The organism is Croceicoccus sp. Ery15, from assembly GCF_020985305.1.
Lineage (GTDB): Bacteria > Pseudomonadota > Alphaproteobacteria > Sphingomonadales > Sphingomonadaceae > Croceicoccus.
In genome coordinates this window covers 1067816-1084692 of sequence record NZ_CP087588.1, presented here as the reverse complement: position 1 = coordinate 1084692, position 16877 = coordinate 1067816, and the positions used below count along the sequence as shown (strand labels likewise).

Genomic DNA, 16877 nt, shown 5'->3' with positions numbered 1-16877 from the left:
CAAACGGTTGCGGGGACGCGAATTTAAGGGTGCCTTGCCGATGCGCGGCCATCGGCATCGAAATGCAGCGATACGGGCACATCGACCATCGGTGCGCGCGGGCTTTCGCCCCGTTTCAGCGCGAATACGAATGCCAGCAGCGCTGCCACTGCCGAATACAGGTCATGGCGGATCACCTGCCGTTCCTGCGTGGTGAAATAGACGGCGCGTGCCAGCAGCGGATATTCCAGCACGGGCACGCCATATTCCGCCGCCAGATCGCGCATCGCCAGCGCCTTGTCGCCGCGCCCCTTGGCCAGCAGCACGGGGGCATGCGCCTTGGCCGGATCATAGCACAGCGCGACCGAGAAATGGGTGGGATTGGCGATCACGAATTGCGCCTCGCGCATGGCGGGGGCCAGCGCACCCGCGGCCAGTTTTCGCTGCCGGTCGCGGATCGCGCCCTTTTGCTCGGGCGATCCTTCGGCATCCTTGTGCTCGTCGCGGATTTCCTGAAGGCTCATCATCAGGCGCTTGTTTCGGCGCAGCAATTGCACCGGCACATCGATCAGGGCGATGGCGAGCAGGCCCACACCCAGCGCGAATACCAGCGCGATCAGCGCGTCCCATGCAAAACCCAGTTGCTGCATCAATTCGCCGCGTCCAAGCGAGGCAAAGCCGCGATAATGGCTTTTGCCCCAAGCCCACGCGATCGCCATCAGCAGGGCGACCTTGGCCAGCCCCTTGGCCATTTCGATCAGCCCGTTGGGGCCGAACATGCGCTTCAACCCTGACAGCGGATTCAGGCGCGAGCCCTTGAACGACAGGTTCTTGCCCACCCAGACCCCGGTGCCAAAGCCGAGTTGGGAAAAGATGGAAGATGCGACGACAACCAGACCCAGCACGCAAACCGGCGGCAGCAGCGCGACCATCAACGCCGTCATCGCGCCTGCGGGATCGAAATGCTGCAATTCGGCGCGATCCCACGACAGGCCCAGCCGCAATGCGGTCGACAGGTTCTCCAGCAGCCAGCCGCCCGCCCACATCAGCCACGCGCCGCCCACCAGTACGGCGGCGGCCGTCGCCAGTTCGCGCGAACGCAGCACATCGCCGTTCTGCGCGGCATCGCGCTTGCGCTTGTCGGTTGGGGCAAAGGTCTTTTCGCCCGCGGATGACTCCCCGCTCATGGTGCGATCAGCCCTTCGGTGGCCAGCACGGCATTCATCGACAAATCGGCCAGCTGCTCGTGCAACACCGGCAGGCTGGCGATCAGCGCCACCAGACCCGCCAGAACGCCCAGCGGCAGGCCGAGCGCGAACAGGTTGAGCGACGGCGCCGACCGGCTGAGCACGCCGGTGACGATTTGCGCCATAAGCAACACGAAAGTGACGGGCAGCGCGATCACGATGGCGCTGACGAACATGGTGGAGCCGAAGCCCAGCAGCATTCCCGAACGCTCGGCGGAAAACCACGGCGAACCCGGCGGAAACGCCCCATAGCTTTCGACCAACAGGCGGATCCAGTGCAGATGCGCGCCAAGGGCCAGAAACACCAGGGTCATGACCACGGTGAAATATTGCCCCAGCGCCGGCGATTGCGCGCCGCTGCCGGGATCGACGGCCGTGGCCATCGACATGCCCATCGTGCCCGAAATCACTTCGGCCGCCATGACGGGCGCGGCAAAGGCGATCTGCAACATGAAGCCCATGGCAAGCCCGATCAGAACCTCTCCCGCAACGATGACCATGCCGCCGACCGACAGCAATTCGTCGGGCGCGCGGATGGCGGGGAACCATGCGCACAGAAAGATCGCCACAGCGCCGCCCGCGATGACGCGGACCTGCGGAGGCACGCTGCTGGCGCCGAACAGCGGGGCGACGGCCATCGCGGCGCCGGTACGTGTCATCACAAAGACCCAGCGCCAGAACTCGGCCTCGATCCCGCCCAGTCCGAAATCGGTCTGGATCATTGCGAAATCCGCGCGATTTCGGTGAAGATCTCCGTCGCGAATTCGCCCACCAGCCCCATCATCGCGCCGCCCAGCAACACCAGCACCAGCGCGGTTACGGCCAGCTTGGGCACGAAGGTCAATGTCTGTTCATTGACCGATGTGGCCGCCTGTATCAATCCGATCAGCAGGCCCACCGCCAGCGAGGCGATCAGCACGGGCGCGGCGACCAGCGCGGTGATCCACAGCATCCGGTCGGCCAGCGCCAGCAGGGGCAGGGCATCGCTTTCCATGCGCCGTCTCCCCTTCAGGCAAAGCTTTGGGCAAGCGAGCCCATCAGCATGGCCCAGCCATCGACCAGCACGAACAGCAACAGCTTGAACGGCAGCGAGACGATCATCGGGCTCATCATCATCATGCCAAGGCTCATCAACACGGACGAGACGACAAGGTCGATAACCAGAAACGGCAGGAACAGCATGAAACCGATCTGGAACGCGGTTTTCAGCTCGCTGGTGACGAATGCAGGCAGCAGGATCGAGAACGGCACCGCTTCGGGGCTTTCGAACTTGGGCGCATTGGCGATGTCGGCAAACATCATCAGGTCGCGCTCTCGCGTCTGGCGCAGCATAAAGGCGTGGAATTCCTCACCCGCATTGGCGATCGCGGTTTCGGCGGGAATCCGGTCTGCGGCATAGGGTGCGATGGCGCGGGCGTTCACCTGCTCCAGCGTGGGCGCCATCACGAACAGCGACAGAAACAGCGACAGGCCGATCAGAACCTGATTGGGCGGCGATTGCTGCAACCCCAGCGCCTGCCGCAAAATGGCCAGCACGATCAAGATGCGGGTGAAGCTGGTCATCATCAGGATCAGGCTGGGCAGGATCGTCAGCAGCCCCATCACCAGCAGCAATTGCAGCGACAGGCTCAGCGATCCGCCATTGGCTGCCTCCAGCGTTCCGAAAGCACGGTCGAGCGCTCCGGGAACAGCCTCTTGCGCCCATGCGGGAAAGGGCAGGGCGGCAATGCCGCCAGCCAGCCAGATCGCGGCGCGTCTCAACGGTCCAGACCTTCGGCGGAGGCGCGGGCAGGGGCCTCTGCCAGACGGGTGAGGCCCGTGCGGGATGCCGAGACCAGAATTTCACGCCCGTGGAATTCGATGACCGCAAGCTTGAGCGATGGCGATAGCATCGTCGTTTCGATGATACGCGCCGACTTGCCCTGAACCGGCGCGCCCACGCGGTCCTGCATTTTTTTCGCCAGCTTCTGGCAGCCCCATGCCAGCAATCCGATGGCAGGCAGCATGATCGCCAGTTTCAGCAGATATTCGAACATGACGCTCAGGCCTCCACCGGTTCGGCAGTGCTGGCGGCAGGCTCGTGCCCTTCCATCTCGATAATGCGCAGGGCAAAGCGGTTGCCTTGCACCACCACTTCTCCGCGCGCGATGCGGCGGCCATTGACGGCGATATCGACCAGCTCGTCGGTCAGGCGGTCGAGAGGCACGACGCTTTCTTCGCGCAAAGCCATCACATCGCGCAGCGGCATCAGCGCCGCGCCCAGTTCGACCGAAAGGCGGACGTCGACATCTTTCAGGAAATTCAGCGGATCGGAATGCATCGGGAAACCCTTTCAGGATGCGGAACGGGAAAAGGCGCTGGTGATCTGCAGCGCGACGCGGTCGTCGATTTCGCCGACTGTGCCATGCGCGACGATCGTATCGCCCAGCGCCAGCGGCACGCTGCGCGCCACGGATACGGGGATCATGTCGCCCGGCTTCAACCCGCCCAGGCGGCTGAGCGGAAGGCGCATGTCGATCAGCGTCGCGCGCAGGCGCAGCGGAATATCGGCAAAGGGGGCATCATGCGGGGCGATGGCCGCATGTCTGGCCTTGCCGGCATTCGCCTCGGCCAGCAATTCGGCCATGGCGGCCCGCATGGTGATCATCAGCGTCCACGGATCGGAATCGCCGCAGCGGACCGACAAGGCAAGGCGGTGCACCGCATCCTCGCGCACAAAGGGGCGCAGCATTGAAATATCGTCCTCGCGCCGACCGATATGCAGCGTGGGGAGGGCGTGCGCCGGCGCAAGTGCGGCCACCACATCGGCAATTCCGCGTTCCAGACGCATCAGGATCGACTGGCCCGACAGCGGCAGCACATCGGGCAGATCGCCTGCGATCCGGCCGTCGCCGCCGAACGCGCGGTCCAGCATTTCGAACACGGCGCGCCGTTCGATCGACAGCACGAAATCATCACCGCTTTTGCCCGACCCCAGCACGACATGGCTGAACCCCTGACCATCGCCTTGCAGCATTTCTGCAGGCTCTCCGCAGCACGGGTCCGCGGCGGTAATCGCGAAATGCATATCGTCGCCTAACCCCGCCAGCAGATCGGGAAGGACCAGCGCCATGCGGCGTGCAAAGCGGGACAGGCCTGCGCCGTGATCGGGCGCTGTACGGCGCGGGGCGGTCAGTTCCGCACAATGCTGCGCGGCAAGCCGTTCTGCGGCAATGGAGAAGCTTTGGTCCATGGCGGTCACTGGACGATAAAGCTGCGGAAATAGACCTGATCGACCCCGCCAAAGCCTTCATGGGCGACAAGTTCGTCATTGATGGCTGCCGTCAGCCGCTTGCGCAGCGCCTGCTTGCCCGCGATCGTGCCCAGCTCGTCCTCGCCCGTGTCGGCCAGAACCGTCAGGATGGAGGAACGTATGGCCAGTTCGTGCTGCTGCATCCACATCAGCACCCGCCCGTCGCGGCGCGTGGAAGCCGCAAGGCTCAGCTGAACCAGACCGTCCGAACCCTTGAGGTTCGATGTGAAGCTGTCGGCAAAGCTGTAATAGGCCGTGCGATACTCGCTGCCGCCATCGCCATAGACTTCGGCGGGCGTGTCCTCGGCAGCGGGATAGGGGTCGCTGTCGCCCTTGCGGATCAGGCGCGGGGTATTGTCCTTTGCCTCATGCCCGGGCATCAAACCACCGCGCATCATGGCATAGGCCCCGCCGCCGCCCGCCGAAAGCAGCGCGACCGCGCCCATGGCGATGAACAGGCGGCTGCCGCCCTTCTTTCTCATTTCGGATTTCTCTTGCTTGCTCATGTCGGGTCCGTTCGGTGGTATGGCGGTAATGGCGCGGACGCTCAGGCGTAGAGGCCGCTCGCGCGGGGTTCGGTGGGTTCGGCGGTCTCACCCTCGGGCGCGGTGGATGCCGTATCGGTGCGCACGTCGCTGCGGGTGGCGGCACGGTTTTGCTGGCCCTGTGAATGGCTATTCGACTGGCTGTTCGACTGGGTCTGCTGTTCGGCTGCGGTGCCCTGATGCCGGGGCTGATCCTCACCGCGGTTTTGGCCCGGCAGGCCGGCTTCGGCGGCGGTGCGCAGAGCATGATGCGCGGCAGGGGCAAAGCCGGCATCGCTGCTGGCGATCTGTGCGGTCACGCCGCCATCCTCACGCGACAGGCGCAGGGCGAGAACGCCGAACTCGGCATGCGAAATGGTAGCGCGAACTGGCTGATTGCTGCCCGTTTCGCGCGCATGGGCGATGGCCTGCACCAGCTCTTCCAGGCGCTGCGCGCCCTGAAACGGGTCGGTGCGTTCGATGGTGGCGGGGCTGGCATGGGCAGCCCTCGCCTCGACGGGCTGGCTGATCGTCAATTGCACTTGCATCTCGCCACCGCTGCGAGCTGCGAGGATTTTCGCGGGTGAGGGGGCGGGCGCTTCACTGGCTTCGGGCAGTTCGGTCGCGGGTGGGGTTTCGCGCGTCCCGATCGGGGCAGGGGTAGTGTCGCTTCCGTCAAGTACGGTCTGAACGGTGGTGACTATTTGGGCAGCAGACGCGGGGAGACTTTTAACAACGGGCGCGGCTACGGTCGCAGGTTCCGGCATGCGGGGGGCGGGGCCGGTCTGCGGTACGAATTTGGCCGGAGCCGGATCGTCTGGAAGCGCGTCCGCAAATGGCGAGTCCGCAAATGGGAGGTCCGGGACCGGCTGCGCGGGATCAGCCGTAACAGGGTCAAGCGGCGCGGCGATGTCCGGCAAGGCCGTCTCGGCGACCGGCAAGACCGGCAGGTTCTTGCCGGTCGCGGCAACAGATACTGCCGCATTTCCATCGCCCGCAGCCACCGGAACGGCAACGGGCTGCGCAACCAGAAGCATGTCGAACAGGGCCGCGAATGGCGCGTTTCCGCCATTTTCCTCGCTCTCGGTACCCTCGCCACTGATGATGGATTCGACGGTAAGGCCGGTGCCTTTCGCGGCGGGCAGCGAGAACAGGGTCAGGGCATTCATGGCATCGGGTCCGCTTGGCTAGAGTTCTCCCGATACCTTTCAAGTTTCGTGCCAGTTGCTCCGCCGCGCCGGTGTTTCGGCCGGTCTTTCCGCGTTCAGCGCCTTGCGGCAACGGATGGTGCGCTCGCTCGCCAGCGACAGGCGGCGCTGGGCAGCGGCCAGATCGCCGCGCAGCGCATCGGCGCGCGATTGCGCGGCGGTAATGTCCTGCTCGGTCTGGCCGGTCAGCCTGCCGACACCTTCGACAAAGGCGCGCATGCGGCGCAGGTCGCCGCCATCCGTTTCGGCAACCGGCGGTCGATAGGATGCCGCAATTGCGCGGGTCCGGTCGCGCAGGGCCACAAGCTGGCCCAAAGTGCCCTCGGCCTCGGCAGACTCCATCACGGCGGTCTGCTTCGCCACTTCGCGCACGCGTTCCAGGCGGCGCAGGCGTTGCAGCGCGTGCCGGTCCTGTTTCACGGCGGCCCCGCTACCAGCGCATGCAAAGCCGCCACGCTGTTATCCAGCGGGCAGAGCTCGTCCGTTTCCTGTGCCAGAAAGCCCTGTATCGCGGGCTGCATCGCCATGGCGCGATCAAGCTGTGCGTCGGCTCCCGCGCGATAGGCACCCATCAGCACCAGATCGCGGTTCGCCTCATACGAAGCGCAAAGCGCGCGCAGCACGGTGGCATCGGTTCGATGCTCGCGCCCCGCGACATCGCTCATCACGCGCGATAGAGAGGCACCGACATCGATCGCCGGATATTGCCCGCGCTGCGCAATGGCGCGCGACAGCACGATATGCCCGTCCAGAATGGCGCGGGCAGTGTCGACCACGGGATCGTTTTCATCGTCGCCATCGGCCAGAACGGTATAGATGCCGGTGACGGCCCCGCCGCTCTGCGCGCTATTGCCCGCGCGTTCGACCAGCCGGTTGATCATCGCCAAGGCCGATGGCGGATAGCCGCGAGCCGATCCCGGTTCGCCCAGCAGCAGGCCGATCTCGCGCGCGGCGTGGGCCACGCGGGTCAGACTGTCCATGATCAGCAACACGCTTTTGCCCTGTGCGCGGAAATATTCGGCCTGTGCCACGGCCAGCTGCGCGGCGCGCAGGCGCAGATTGGGCGCATGGTCGGCAGGTACGGCGATGGTGATCGCGCGCTGGCGCTTTGCGCCCGACATATGCCGCGCGACAAAGCCCGAAACCTCGCGCGCGCGTTCGCCGATCAGGGCAAATATCACGATATCGGCATCCGCGCCCTGCGCGATCATGTCGATCAGCACCGATTTGCCTACGCCCGATCCGGCCATGATGCCAATGCGCTGGCCCTGTCCCATCGTGGCCAGCGCATTGATCGCGCGGATGCCGCAGTCGAACGGTCTGGTAACGGGACTGCGATCCAGCGCGCCGCTCCGCATGCCGCCCGCGGGCCAGAATTGCGCGACCTGCACCGGCGGCCCGCCGTCGATAGGGTGACCCCTGCCATCGACCGCACGGCCCAGAAACGCTTCGCCCACGGGCACCATGCCGGGGCGCCCTTCGGGATAAACACGCGATCCGGGGGACAGCAGCGCGCTATCGCCCAGCATCATCATCAGCGTGCGGCCATTGCGGAAACCGATGACTTCGGCAGCCATATCGGACCCGCTCTCCTGCTCGATCCGGCAGATACAGCCGATCGGCAGCGACAGGCCGGTTACTTCCAGCAAGCCATTGTCACAGGCCGCGACCAGCCCGAAACGGGCGGGGCCCAACGACAGAAGGGGGATTTGCGGGGCAAGCCGCTCGGCCGTCAACATGTCTTCAACGCTTCGGCAATGGCAGCGCGCCATGTCGCCGGACCGTCCTCAACCCCGCCATCGGCGGTTTCGATGCGTATTTCGCCTCGCGGCAGGGTCGCATCGGGTGCAATCGTCAAATCCTTGCGCAGATCGCCGTCCAGCAAAGCGATATCGTCGGGGTTCAGATGCAGAACGCGGTCCCCGGCATCGCGCAGCAAGGCCAGACAGGCGGCGATCCGGCGGTTCAGCGCATCCTCGTCCAGCGTCAGCGGGGCCAGCATTTCGCAGCACACGGCGAGCGCAATATCGCGCAATCGTTCGGACAAACAGCGCGCATCCTCGGTCCCGATGCGGACCAGCGCATCGCCCAGCTTTGTCCGGGCAGCATCCTCTGCCGCCATATGCGCTTCTGCCTCTGCCATGGCAGCAGCACGCCCCTCTTCATAGCCGCGGGCATAGGCATCGCTGGCGGCCCGCTGCCGGTCGGCACGGTCCTGTTCTCGCGGATCTGGGCGGGCGGGCAGGCCGCCATAGCGTGGATCGGCGCGAAATCCGCCCCCTTCCGCCAGATGATCGAGCCGCGCGATACGCGGGGCGTCAAACGAATTCATCGTCGCCTGATCCAAAGCTGATGGTTCCCGCATCCGACAGGCGGCGCGCAATGGCGATCATCTCGCGCCGCGCATTATCGACATCGGCAAGCCGGACGCGCCCGCGTTCGTCCATTTCGTCGCGCAGCCCTTCGGCGGCGCGTTCGGACATCGCAGCGAAGAACAGTTTCAGATCGTCGTCCTGCAAAGCCTTGAGCGCGACGACCAGCACTTCGCTCTCGATCTCGCGCAGCAGCGTGCCCATGTTCTGGCGATCAAGTTTCAGCAGATCGTCGAAGGTGAACATCTCGTCCTCGACCTTGCGGGCCAGATCGGCATCGAAATCCTGTATCACCGGCATGATCCGCCGTTCGGCCGCCTTATCCGAATTATTGGTGATTTCCGCTGCCTCGCGCGGTCCGCCGATCTTCAGCACGGCCTGACCGTGATGTTCGGAAATGCGGCGCTCCAGCACTTCCTCCAGAATGGCCAGCGCGTCGCTGCGCACGGGGCCCAGCGTTGCCACGCGGCGCACCACTTCGCCCTGCACATCGTCGGGCAACTGGTGCAATACCTTTGCCGCGATCTGCGCTTCCAGCTGCACCAGCAGCACGGCGATCGCCTGCGGATGTTCGTCGCGGACCAGCGGCACCAGCGATTCCGGCGTCAGCCAGCGGATCAGTTGCAATGGCGATGGGCGCGCCTGTTCGGGCCTGATCCGCTGCATCAGATTATCGGCCTTTACGGATCCGACCGCGCGGGTCATCAGGCTGCGGACCTTGCCGATCTGGTCGTGGGTCGAGAGCGAGCTTTTGCCGATCCGGTCGATAAAGCTGACCAGCGCGTCATCCAGATCGCCCCCTTCCACCTGTTCCAGCGCGCACATGCGGTTGCCCAGAACCTGCAATTCCTCCGGCTCCAGACGGGCCAGCAGTTTCGCGGCCTGTTCTTCCTCAAGGATCATCACCATCAGCGCGGCGCGCGTGGCCGCGTCGCCATCTTGCCCAGTCATCATGTCGCCTCCGGCAATGCATCGGCCCGCTTCCCGGGCTTTGCGCTCAACATTTCGCGCAGGGCGGCCAGTGCATCGTCGGGCTTCTCCTCAATCAGTTCGCGGGCAAGTCCGACCTTGCGGTTCAGATCGTCGCGGCGCGCGGCGGCATCCATGATGGCAAGCAGCTTGCCGTCACCCTCCGGCACGGCGCTGCCTGATGTGTCCTGCCGGACCTGCAACGCGGGCACAGGCGTTTCCTTCCTCTCGCGCAGGCTTTTAAGGAACGGGCGCAGGCCCAGCAGGACGACCAGAAGCGCGATCACTATGGCTCCGCCGATGCGAAGCAGCCGCGCGAACCATCCGGTCTCGTAAAAGGCGGCGCCATCGGCCTCCACCGCCTCGAAACTGCGGGCGATCACGGTTACTTGATCGCCGCGCTCTGCATTGGCCCCGACGGCAGAGCCGATCAGCGCCTTGATATTGTCGATTTCCTGCGCGCTCGCGCTGCCCAGCGCTTCCTTGCTGAGCGCGACTGCCACAGACAGGCGTTTCACGCCGCCCGGCGCGCTGTTGGCCACCGAAACCTCGCGGCCCAGTTCCCAGCTGCGGCTTGCACTGCTTTCCGATGCGCCGCTGCCGCCCTGGGTCACTTCGCCGCCTTCGGGCGCGCGGTCCTGCGCCTCGGCCGCGGGGGGAGGGGTATTGGACAGGGCGCCGGGTATGCCCGCGGCATTGCCTGCGGCCACGGACTGGCTGTTGACAAGGTTCTCGCTGCGCAGCGCGCCATTGCGGTCATAGCTTTCGCTGGCGCGCGTGACCTGATCCATGTCGATTTCGGCCTGGATCTCGCTGGTGAAATTGCCCTCGCCGAACATCGGGGTCAGCAAATGGGCGATCTGGCTGCGCAGCTTGTCCTCTATCCGGGCCTGCAGGTCGAGCCGGTCGTCGGTCTTCTGGACCGGATCGGACAACAGCCGCCCTTGCTGGTCGGCCACGCGCACCGCATCGACCGACATGCCGGGAACCGATGCCGCGACCAGATTGACGATGGCGCGCACTTGCGAATCCGCCAGCTGCCGCCCGCGCGCGAGCCGGACCATCACCGATGCCGACGGGGGCGTATCCTCGCGCACGAAGGCCGATCTTTCGGCCTCGGCCAGATGGACGCGCACGCTTTCCACGCCATCGATTTCGGCGATGGTCATTTGCAACTCCCGCTCGCGCGCGACGCGAAGGCGTTCGCCTTCCATCGTCTTGCTCGCGCCCAGCGGCAGCGCGTCCAGCATTTCGATACTGCTGTCGGGCGCTCCCAAAGACGTGTTCGACGCGGCCAGCATGCGGGCGCGATAGAAATCCTCTTCATCCACGGTCAGCACGCCGGTCGCATTGTCGATGCGCCAGCCGATGCCCTGCGCATCCAGCAATTGGGTCACTTCGGCGCGGTCCGCATCGCCCAGATCGGAATAGAGCATGCGTTGCGGCGCGGGCGACAATTGGGCCCATGCCAGCGCGGCCAGCCCCAATGCGCTGACCGCGACAAAGGCGGGGATCATGCGCTGCACCGGTTCCTGCGCGGTGAAATTGCGCAGGCGGGTCAGAACGGGGCCGCCGGACCGGTCGAACAGCGGAGCGGTGAGCGCCACGGCACGCGACCCCAGGGGCACGTCCTGCGGCATGGTCGGAACGAGATCGGCCATGGATCAAACCCCCATCCGCATGATGTCCTGATAGGCGGACAACAGCTTGTTACGGACTTGCAGTGTGGCTTCGAACGCGACGCCGGCTTCCTGACGGGCCAGCATCACCTGCGCCACATCGGTGACTTCGCCGCGCTGATATGCGGCGCTGACATCCTGGGCGCGGGACTGGGCCGCATTCACGCCGCCCAGCATCGATTGCAGCGTATCGTCGAAACTTTGCGCAGCACCTTGCGCCGGGTTTGCGGCGCGGGCGGTTTCGGACGCGTGGATGGTCTGCAGCGCGTCGTTCCGCTCGATAATGCGGTTGCGCAGGTCGATGATCTGCTGGACGTTCATGGCCGGAGCGGTTCCGGCAGTGCCCAAGGAGTTCAGCGCCGACATTGCGCACCTCCGCTGGCATAGCGTTCGATTTCGACGCCCGCTTCCCGCATAGAGGCAAGGCGGTAGCGCAGGGTGCGTTCGGAAATGCCCAGCCGGTCGGCGGTGCGCAGGCGATTGCCGTCGCAATCTTCCAGCGCCTGCAGGATCGCGCGGGTTTCGGATTCCTGCTTCACATCGGACAGGCATGCCTCTTCGCGCGATGAACGTAGCAGCGGAATGACACGGGCGCTTTCTCGCGGCTCCTCGCACGTCTCGATCCGCGCGCGGGTCTTGTCGAGCAAGGGAGCCTTGTCGAACATGATGTGATCGGCGGTGATCGACATCGCGCCGCTGGACAGCAGCAAGGCGCGGCGGATCACGTTTTCCAGCTCGCGTACATTGCCCGGCCAGTTATGGCCCTTCAGCTCGTCGATCGCGCAGTCCGCGATGCAGGGCACTGCGCCCAGCGCCGGGGAATGGCGCATCAGCATCGCCTGCGCCAGCAGGGCGATATCCTGCGGCCGGCGCTCCAGCGCTTCCAGACCCAGCGGGAACACGTTCAACCGGTAATAAAGGTCCTGCCGGAAACGCCCCTCGGCCACTTCCAGCGGCAGGTCGCGGTTGGCCGCGGCGATGATGCGCACATCGACCTTGACCGGAACGCTCGCGCCGATGGGCACGACTTCCTGTTCCTGCAAGGCGCGCAACAGCTTCGCCTGCAAAGCCAGCGGCATCTCGCTGATCTCGTCCAGCAGCAGGCTGCCGCCGTCGGCTGCACGGATAAAACCCTCGCTTGCGGCATTGGCACCGGTGAATGCGCCCTTCTGGTAACCGAACAGCATCGCTTCCAGCATGGTTTCGGGCATGGCGGCGCAATTGACCGCGATAAACGGCTTGTCCGCCCGAGCGCTGCGGGAATGGACGAAACGGCTCAGCACTTCCTTGCCGGTGCCGGTCGGGCCATTGATCAGAACGGGTATGTCGCTGGCCGCGATCCGCTGTGCCAAGGCAAAGATCGCAAGGCTTTCCGGATCGCCCGCGATCGGATCTTCGGGGCCGGACAGGGCGCATAGCGCGGCGGCCAGCGCGCCATCCGACATGGCATCTACATAGGTGACCGCGATATGGCGTGCGCCCTTGCGCACGATGAACAGCGCATCGCCGCGCGCCAGTTCGATCACGCGCGCCTTTGGCGGCGGGGCGGTATCCTCTTCCGCGTCGCGGACGAAAACCGGTGCGCCGCCCAGCGTGATCCCGCAGATGGCCGACATTCGTTGCATAAGCGCGCCATGCAAGGCGCGCGACTTTTCCGTGTACTGAACCGCGGACACCAGGTTCCCCCCTTAATGCAGCTTCGTTCGTGACCGCTTTTAAAGGGGAGACAGGAAACGAATTTCACGAAGCGGATAGGGACAATCACCTAGTCGTTAAGCATTCGATCCGGAACGGACCGAAAAAGCTGCGAGGCCCCTTAAACTCCTGAAGCGATGTCCGCTTTTCATGGTGGCAGCCGGGCCAAATGGGGGCTTGGCCGACCGGGAAAGCGAAACCCAGAGTTTCAATCACGACTACACAAAATCTCTGACCCAAATTCTTTGACCAGGAGTTTCAACGATGACCGTAATCAACACCAATATTTCCGCGATGAAAGCTTCGGCTGCTTCGATTTCTGCCGACCGCCAGCTGGGCACCGCCATGGAACGCCTGTCGACCGGCAAGCGCATCAACGGCGCCAAGGACGATGCGGCTGGTCTTGCCATTGCGACCAAGATGACATCGGACGTGCGCGCCATGAGCCAGGGCATCCGCAATGCCAATGACGGCATTGCCCTTGCGCAGACGACGGAAGGCGCGCTGAACGAAGTGACCAACATGCTGCAGCGCGTTCGCGAACTGGCCGTCCAGTCGAAGAGCGGCACCTATAACGATGCCGACGACCGCGCCTATATGCAGGCCGAAGTGACCGAGCTGACTTCGCAGATCGGCGATATTCTCGGCAATACGACGTTCAACGGCGTGGCCCTGTTCAGCACCGACGGCGCGACCGATGTGACCTTTTCGATCGCCACGGGCGCAGCGGCAACCGATGTCGTCACGCTGACCAGCAAGGCGCTGGATATCACCGATATGGATGCAACCGCACTCGACGTGACGACCGCAGCGCTGGCCGCGACGACGATCACCAATGTCGATGCCGCACTGACCGACATTTCGGCCACGCGCGCCACGCTGGGTGCTGGCCAGAACCGTCTGGAAAGCGTCGTCAACAACCTCACCACCAATTCGACCAATCTGTCGGACGCGCGTTCGCGGATCGAAGACACCGACTATTCGGCCGAAACCACCGCTCTCGCCAAGGCCCAGATCCTGAGCCAGGCGTCGACCGCCATGCTGAGCCAGGCGAACCAGAGCCAGCAGAACGTCCTGTCGCTGCTTCGTTAAGCGGCGTCGATCAAAGGGCTATCGCCCGTATCATTCCCCCCGATGTGGGTGATCGTTCGGGTCCGGCGGTTTCACGACCGCCGGACCTTTTCGCTTTTACGGTGCGGTCAGTACGGTTTCTGACAGGCCTTGCCCTCATACTCCCACCGCACGGTTTCATAGCTGGTGCCGTTCCAGCCGATCACGGGAAAGCAGAAGCCCGGGCCGCCGACCTCGATATCGGGCCAGCCGTCCTTACCCTTGGTGTTCAGAAACCGGAGGATGCCAGGCCGCTCGTCCACTATGATCCATTCGCCGTCGGTCTTGCGGCTGACCAGCGTATAGCCCGAACCCGTCATGCCAAAGCAATAGGTGCCATATTCGACGACCACTGCATCGGGCAGGCCGTCGCCGTTGAAATCGCCGCGATCGACGATATCGCCCGGTTCATAGCTGACCGTACCGGGATCGCCGCATTTGGACCATGCACCATTGCTTTGGGTAAAACCCGCTGCGGTGAAAATCTCTTCGTCGGAAATGGTCTCGGCTTTCTTGGCCGCCCCGGCCGAAGTTGCAGCCGATGTAGCAGCCGATGTCGCAGTCGTGGTCTCGGCCGAGGAATCGTCCCAGCAGGCTGTTTGCGACAATAGAATCAGGGGGACGGCCCAATACCGGGTCAAGTAAATCTGATGCATGGCGCGCATCCTTATCGTGGACTCGCGCGGATCATTACTTGGTCAATCCAAACGGATCAACAGAATGCGTGTAATACAGGCAGATGTCATGCCTTCATGTTCGACAGCAGCCAGCTGAAAACGGAAGGGTAGAGCGGGTTGTCGAATTTCAGCCCCGCTGCACGCCCGCTTTCCACCCATTTCACCGTCGCGAACAGGGGCGCCAGCGTGTCGATGCTGATCGAAATATGGTCGCCAATGGCCAGCGCGCGCGGGATCGAGCTGATCCTGCAGCCTCCTTCGGTCAGATCCGAGATGCGCACGGGCACGGCGATTCCGCCACCAAAGCGATAGCGGCATACGCCTTCGACACTGGCGCGTTCCTGTTTGCGCGCTGCGATCATGATTTGGAATGCATGCTCAATCGAGCACGGTGATCGAAATGCGCCGGTTGCGCGGATCGGCGGGATTGTCCGCGATCAGCGGTTCGCGGTCTGCCACCCCCTCGATACGGGCAAAGCGGTTTTTGGCGATGCCGCCGCGCAGCAGTTCCAGCCGCGTCGCTTCTGCGCGGCCGGCGGACAGCGACCAGTTATTGCCCGGCACTCCGTCGCGCCATGGCAGGGCATCGGTATGGCCGCGCAAGGTCAGTTGCGTGTTCTGTGCCGCCGCAGCCTCGGCAATCGCGCCCAGCAAGGTGCGCGCGTCAGGGGTCAGGACCGTGGTGCCCAGATGGAACATCGAGAAATCGGCATCGTCGACCAGATCCAGACGAATGCCTTCGACCGTCCGGACAAGGCGTACCTGCTCGGCAAGCCGGCGCAGGCGTGGGGTGGATTGCAGCATGGCTTCGACGGCGCGGCGGGTTTCTTCCGACCGGCGCGGATTGTCACTGCCGCCAAGGGGAGGGGTGATTGCAAGCTGCTCCTTTTCCGACTTGCCATTCACCTCGCTGGTCACTTTCGACAGCGACCGGCCGCCCAGCAAGCCGTTGCTGCCCGCGCTGTTTTCACGCATCTGGACAAGGGTAGGGGCGAAATAATCGGCCAGCCCCTGCTTCTGCTCCTCGGTCGTGGCGTTGAGCAGCCAGAGCAGCAGGAAGAACGCCATCATGGCGGTCACGAAATCGGCATAGGCCACTTTCCACGCCCCGCCGTGATGGCCGCCCGCGACGATGGTGACCTTTTTGACAATGACGGGCCGGCTGTTGCGCCCGTTGAAACCGGCGTCGAAACCGGCGTCGAAACCGGCGTCGGAGGGGGCGGGGGTGCTGGCCATGGCTTACTTGCCCCGCATCGCGTCGAGCATTTCGTTCATGCCGGGCCGGAATCCATGGCCCAGACCCGACCGCGCGCTTTCCACTACCAAAGGCTGCGGCCAACCGTGCAGGCTGGCGATGATTACCTGCTTGACGGCGTGGAAGATCTGCTCGTCCTGCTCGTTGATCTGCTTCAGCCGGCCCGCCAGCGGCCCGACGATGCCATAGGCGAGCAGGACGCCCAGAAACGTGCCGACCAGAGCGGAACCGATCATACCCCCCAGCACCGATGGCGGTTCGTCGATCGAGCCCATTGTCTTCACGACGCCCAGCACGGCCGCCACGATACCTAGCGCGGGCAGCGCATCGGCAAGGTTCTGCAAGGCGTGCTGCGGTTCGTGCAATCCGTGGAAATGCGTCTTCATGGCATTATCCATGACCTCCTCCACCGCATGCGGCTCCAGAGTGCCCGACGATACGACCTGCAGGCTGATCGCATCGCAGAGCAGGTCGGTTAAAGGCTTGTTGGAAAGAATGGCAGGAAACTCGTTGAAAATGGCCGAATTAGAGGGGTCCTGAACATGCGCCTCGACCGCGACGGGCCCTTCGTTCTTCAGCATCTTCATCAGACGGCTGCTCAGCACGATGGCGTCCATGTGGTCCTGCCTGGAATGCTTCGGACCCTTGAACACCTTGCCCAGTGCGGCACCGATTGCTTTCAGCTCGTGCATCGAATTGCCGGCGACCACCGCGCCCAGCGCTGCGCCGCCGATGATCAGCATTTCGTGCGGAACGGCATGCATGACGGGGCCCAATGCGCCGCCGGTCAGGGCGAAGCCGCCAAACACCATAACCAGCAGGATGACGATACCGATGGCTGAGAACATGACTGTTTTTCCGTGACTTGCG

21 protein-coding genes are annotated in these 16877 nt (G+C 64.3%); 1 reads left to right on the top strand and 20 read right to left on the bottom strand.

Annotation, left to right across the window (positions count from 1 at the left end; translation table 11 throughout):
* Nucleotides 1-23: 23 nt before the first annotated feature.
* Genes LOZ77_RS05400 through LOZ77_RS05325 form a run of 16 tightly spaced genes read right to left on the bottom strand, consistent with a single transcriptional unit; the run spans nt 24 to nt 12895 of the window.
* Complete coding sequence (locus LOZ77_RS05400) at nt 24-1166, bottom strand: flagellar biosynthesis protein FlhB (RefSeq protein ID WP_230281164.1); 1143 nt, start codon at nt 1164-1166, stop codon at nt 24-26.
* On the bottom strand, nt 1163-1948 hold the full coding sequence (gene fliR, locus LOZ77_RS05395) for a flagellar biosynthetic protein FliR (protein ID WP_230281163.1): 786 nt from the start codon (nt 1946-1948) through the stop codon (nt 1163-1165). The genes LOZ77_RS05400 and fliR overlap by 4 nt, the downstream gene beginning before the upstream one ends.
* The gene (locus tag LOZ77_RS05390; protein WP_230281162.1) at nt 1945-2220 is read right to left on the bottom strand and encodes a flagellar biosynthetic protein FliQ; all 276 of its coding nucleotides are present in this window, start codon (nt 2218-2220) and stop codon (nt 1945-1947) included. The genes fliR and LOZ77_RS05390 overlap by 4 nt, the downstream gene beginning before the upstream one ends.
* A gap of 14 nt (nt 2221-2234) precedes the next feature.
* Complete coding sequence (fliP, locus tag LOZ77_RS05385; protein WP_370638046.1) at nt 2235-2987, bottom strand: flagellar type III secretion system pore protein FliP; 753 nt, start codon at nt 2985-2987, stop codon at nt 2235-2237.
* Nucleotides 2984-3262, bottom strand: a complete 279-nt coding sequence (locus LOZ77_RS05380; protein WP_230281161.1) for a flagellar biosynthetic protein FliO — start codon at nt 3260-3262, stop codon at nt 2984-2986. The genes fliP and LOZ77_RS05380 overlap by 4 nt, the downstream gene beginning before the upstream one ends.
* 5 nt (nt 3263-3267) lie before the next feature.
* Nucleotides 3268-3546 (bottom strand): flagellar motor switch protein FliN, encoded by a 279-nt coding sequence (gene fliN / locus LOZ77_RS05375; RefSeq protein ID WP_230281160.1) that lies wholly within the window; start codon nt 3544-3546, stop codon nt 3268-3270.
* Nucleotides 3547-3558: 12 nt separating this feature from the next.
* The gene (locus LOZ77_RS05370) at nt 3559-4458 is read right to left on the bottom strand and encodes a FliM/FliN family flagellar motor C-terminal domain-containing protein (protein ID WP_230281159.1); all 900 of its coding nucleotides are present in this window, start codon (nt 4456-4458) and stop codon (nt 3559-3561) included.
* Between the two features lie 5 nt (nt 4459-4463).
* Nucleotides 4464-5024 (bottom strand): flagellar basal body-associated protein FliL, encoded by a 561-nt coding sequence (gene fliL / locus LOZ77_RS05365; RefSeq protein ID WP_230281158.1) that lies wholly within the window; start codon nt 5022-5024, stop codon nt 4464-4466.
* 41 nt (nt 5025-5065) lie between these two features.
* Nucleotides 5066-6211, bottom strand: coding sequence for a hypothetical protein (locus LOZ77_RS05360; protein WP_230281157.1), 1146 nt, complete (start codon nt 6209-6211; stop codon nt 5066-5068).
* 39 nt (nt 6212-6250) lie between these two features.
* Complete coding sequence (locus tag LOZ77_RS05355) at nt 6251-6670, bottom strand: hypothetical protein (RefSeq protein ID WP_230281156.1); 420 nt, start codon at nt 6668-6670, stop codon at nt 6251-6253.
* Nucleotides 6667-7989, bottom strand: coding sequence for a FliI/YscN family ATPase (locus LOZ77_RS05350; RefSeq protein ID WP_230281155.1), 1323 nt, complete (start codon nt 7987-7989; stop codon nt 6667-6669). The genes LOZ77_RS05355 and LOZ77_RS05350 overlap by 4 nt, the downstream gene beginning before the upstream one ends.
* Nucleotides 7983-8582, bottom strand: a complete 600-nt coding sequence (locus LOZ77_RS05345; RefSeq protein WP_230281154.1) for a FliH/SctL family protein — start codon at nt 8580-8582, stop codon at nt 7983-7985. The genes LOZ77_RS05350 and LOZ77_RS05345 overlap by 7 nt, the downstream gene beginning before the upstream one ends.
* Entirely contained in the window at nt 8569-9576 is a 1008-nt protein-coding gene (gene fliG / locus LOZ77_RS05340) for a flagellar motor switch protein FliG (RefSeq protein ID WP_230281153.1), read from the bottom strand. Before fliG ends, LOZ77_RS05345 begins: the two co-directional genes overlap by 14 nt.
* Entirely contained in the window at nt 9573-11252 is a 1680-nt protein-coding gene (fliF, locus tag LOZ77_RS05335; protein ID WP_230281152.1) for a flagellar basal-body MS-ring/collar protein FliF, read from the bottom strand. The genes fliG and fliF overlap by 4 nt, the downstream gene beginning before the upstream one ends.
* A gap of 3 nt (nt 11253-11255) precedes the next feature.
* Nucleotides 11256-11636, bottom strand: coding sequence for a flagellar hook-basal body complex protein FliE (gene fliE / locus LOZ77_RS05330; RefSeq protein ID WP_230281151.1), 381 nt, complete (start codon nt 11634-11636; stop codon nt 11256-11258).
* Nucleotides 11624-12895 carry a sigma-54 interaction domain-containing protein gene (locus tag LOZ77_RS05325; RefSeq protein WP_370638068.1) on the bottom strand — a complete coding sequence of 424 codons (1272 nt, stop codon included), beginning with the start codon at nt 12893-12895 and terminating at the stop codon, nt 11624-11626. Before LOZ77_RS05325 ends, fliE begins: the two co-directional genes overlap by 13 nt.
* A 334-nt stretch (nt 12896-13229) precedes the next feature.
* On the opposite strand from LOZ77_RS05325, the gene LOZ77_RS05320 reads away from it, so the two are divergent.
* The gene (locus tag LOZ77_RS05320; protein WP_230281149.1) at nt 13230-14057 is read left to right on the top strand and encodes a flagellin; all 828 of its coding nucleotides are present in this window, start codon (nt 13230-13232) and stop codon (nt 14055-14057) included.
* Nucleotides 14058-14164: 107 nt separating this feature from the next.
* Here LOZ77_RS05320 and LOZ77_RS05315 read toward each other — a convergent pair whose 3' ends face one another.
* The 4 genes from LOZ77_RS05315 to motA form a co-directional block, all read right to left on the bottom strand.
* A complete protein-coding gene (locus tag LOZ77_RS05315) occupies nt 14165-14731 on the bottom strand; it encodes a hypothetical protein (RefSeq protein WP_230281148.1) in 567 nt (188 codons plus the stop codon).
* Between the two features lie 86 nt (nt 14732-14817).
* Nucleotides 14818-15114: a PilZ domain-containing protein gene (locus LOZ77_RS05310; RefSeq protein ID WP_230281147.1), complete on the bottom strand. Its 297-nt coding sequence runs from the start codon at nt 15112-15114 to the stop codon at nt 14818-14820.
* A 16-nt stretch (nt 15115-15130) separates the two neighbouring features.
* Nucleotides 15131-15988: a flagellar motor protein MotB gene (locus tag LOZ77_RS05305; RefSeq protein ID WP_230281146.1), complete on the bottom strand. Its 858-nt coding sequence runs from the start codon at nt 15986-15988 to the stop codon at nt 15131-15133.
* A gap of 3 nt (nt 15989-15991) precedes the next feature.
* Nucleotides 15992-16855, bottom strand: a complete 864-nt coding sequence (gene motA / locus LOZ77_RS05300) for a flagellar motor stator protein MotA (RefSeq protein WP_230281145.1) — start codon at nt 16853-16855, stop codon at nt 15992-15994.
* Nucleotides 16856-16877: the final 22 nt, after the last annotated feature.

Bases quoted from the DNA above. Each gene is read 5' to 3' on its own strand.
- LOZ77_RS05400 (WP_230281164.1), bottom strand. From the start codon at position 1,166: ATGAGCGGGGAGTCATCCGCGGGCGAAAAGACCTTTGCCCCAACCGAC.
- fliR (WP_230281163.1), bottom strand. From the start codon at position 1,948: ATGATCCAGACCGATTTCGGACTGGGCGGGATCGAGGCCGAGTTCTGG.
- LOZ77_RS05390 (WP_230281162.1), bottom strand. From the start codon at position 2,220: ATGGAAAGCGATGCCCTGCCCCTGCTGGCGCTGGCCGACCGGATGCTG.
- LOZ77_RS05380 (WP_230281161.1), bottom strand. From the start codon at position 3,262: ATGTTCGAATATCTGCTGAAACTGGCGATCATGCTGCCTGCCATCGGA.
- fliN (WP_230281160.1), bottom strand. From the start codon at position 3,546: ATGCATTCCGATCCGCTGAATTTCCTGAAAGATGTCGACGTCCGCCTT.
- LOZ77_RS05370 (WP_230281159.1), bottom strand. From the start codon at position 4,458: ATGGACCAAAGCTTCTCCATTGCCGCAGAACGGCTTGCCGCGCAGCAT.
- fliL (WP_230281158.1), bottom strand. From the start codon at position 5,024: ATGAGCAAGCAAGAGAAATCCGAAATGAGAAAGAAGGGCGGCAGCCGC.
- LOZ77_RS05360 (WP_230281157.1), bottom strand. From the start codon at position 6,211: ATGAATGCCCTGACCCTGTTCTCGCTGCCCGCCGCGAAAGGCACCGGC.
- LOZ77_RS05350 (WP_230281155.1), bottom strand. From the start codon at position 7,989: ATGTTGACGGCCGAGCGGCTTGCCCCGCAAATCCCCCTTCTGTCGTTG.
- LOZ77_RS05345 (WP_230281154.1), bottom strand. From the start codon at position 8,582: ATGAATTCGTTTGACGCCCCGCGTATCGCGCGGCTCGATCATCTGGCG.
- fliG (WP_230281153.1), bottom strand. From the start codon at position 9,576: ATGATGACTGGGCAAGATGGCGACGCGGCCACGCGCGCCGCGCTGATG.
- fliF (WP_230281152.1), bottom strand. From the start codon at position 11,252: ATGGCCGATCTCGTTCCGACCATGCCGCAGGACGTGCCCCTGGGGTCG.
- fliE (WP_230281151.1), bottom strand. From the start codon at position 11,636: ATGTCGGCGCTGAACTCCTTGGGCACTGCCGGAACCGCTCCGGCCATG.
- LOZ77_RS05325 (WP_370638068.1), bottom strand. From the start codon at position 12,895: ATGCAACGAATGTCGGCCATCTGCGGGATCACGCTGGGCGGCGCACCG.
- LOZ77_RS05320 (WP_230281149.1), top strand. From the start codon at position 13,230: ATGACCGTAATCAACACCAATATTTCCGCGATGAAAGCTTCGGCTGCT.
- LOZ77_RS05315 (WP_230281148.1), bottom strand. From the start codon at position 14,731: ATGCATCAGATTTACTTGACCCGGTATTGGGCCGTCCCCCTGATTCTA.
- LOZ77_RS05310 (WP_230281147.1), bottom strand. From the start codon at position 15,114: ATGATCGCAGCGCGCAAACAGGAACGCGCCAGTGTCGAAGGCGTATGC.
- LOZ77_RS05305 (WP_230281146.1), bottom strand. From the start codon at position 15,988: ATGGCCAGCACCCCCGCCCCCTCCGACGCCGGTTTCGACGCCGGTTTC.
- motA (WP_230281145.1), bottom strand. From the start codon at position 16,855: ATGTTCTCAGCCATCGGTATCGTCATCCTGCTGGTTATGGTGTTTGGC.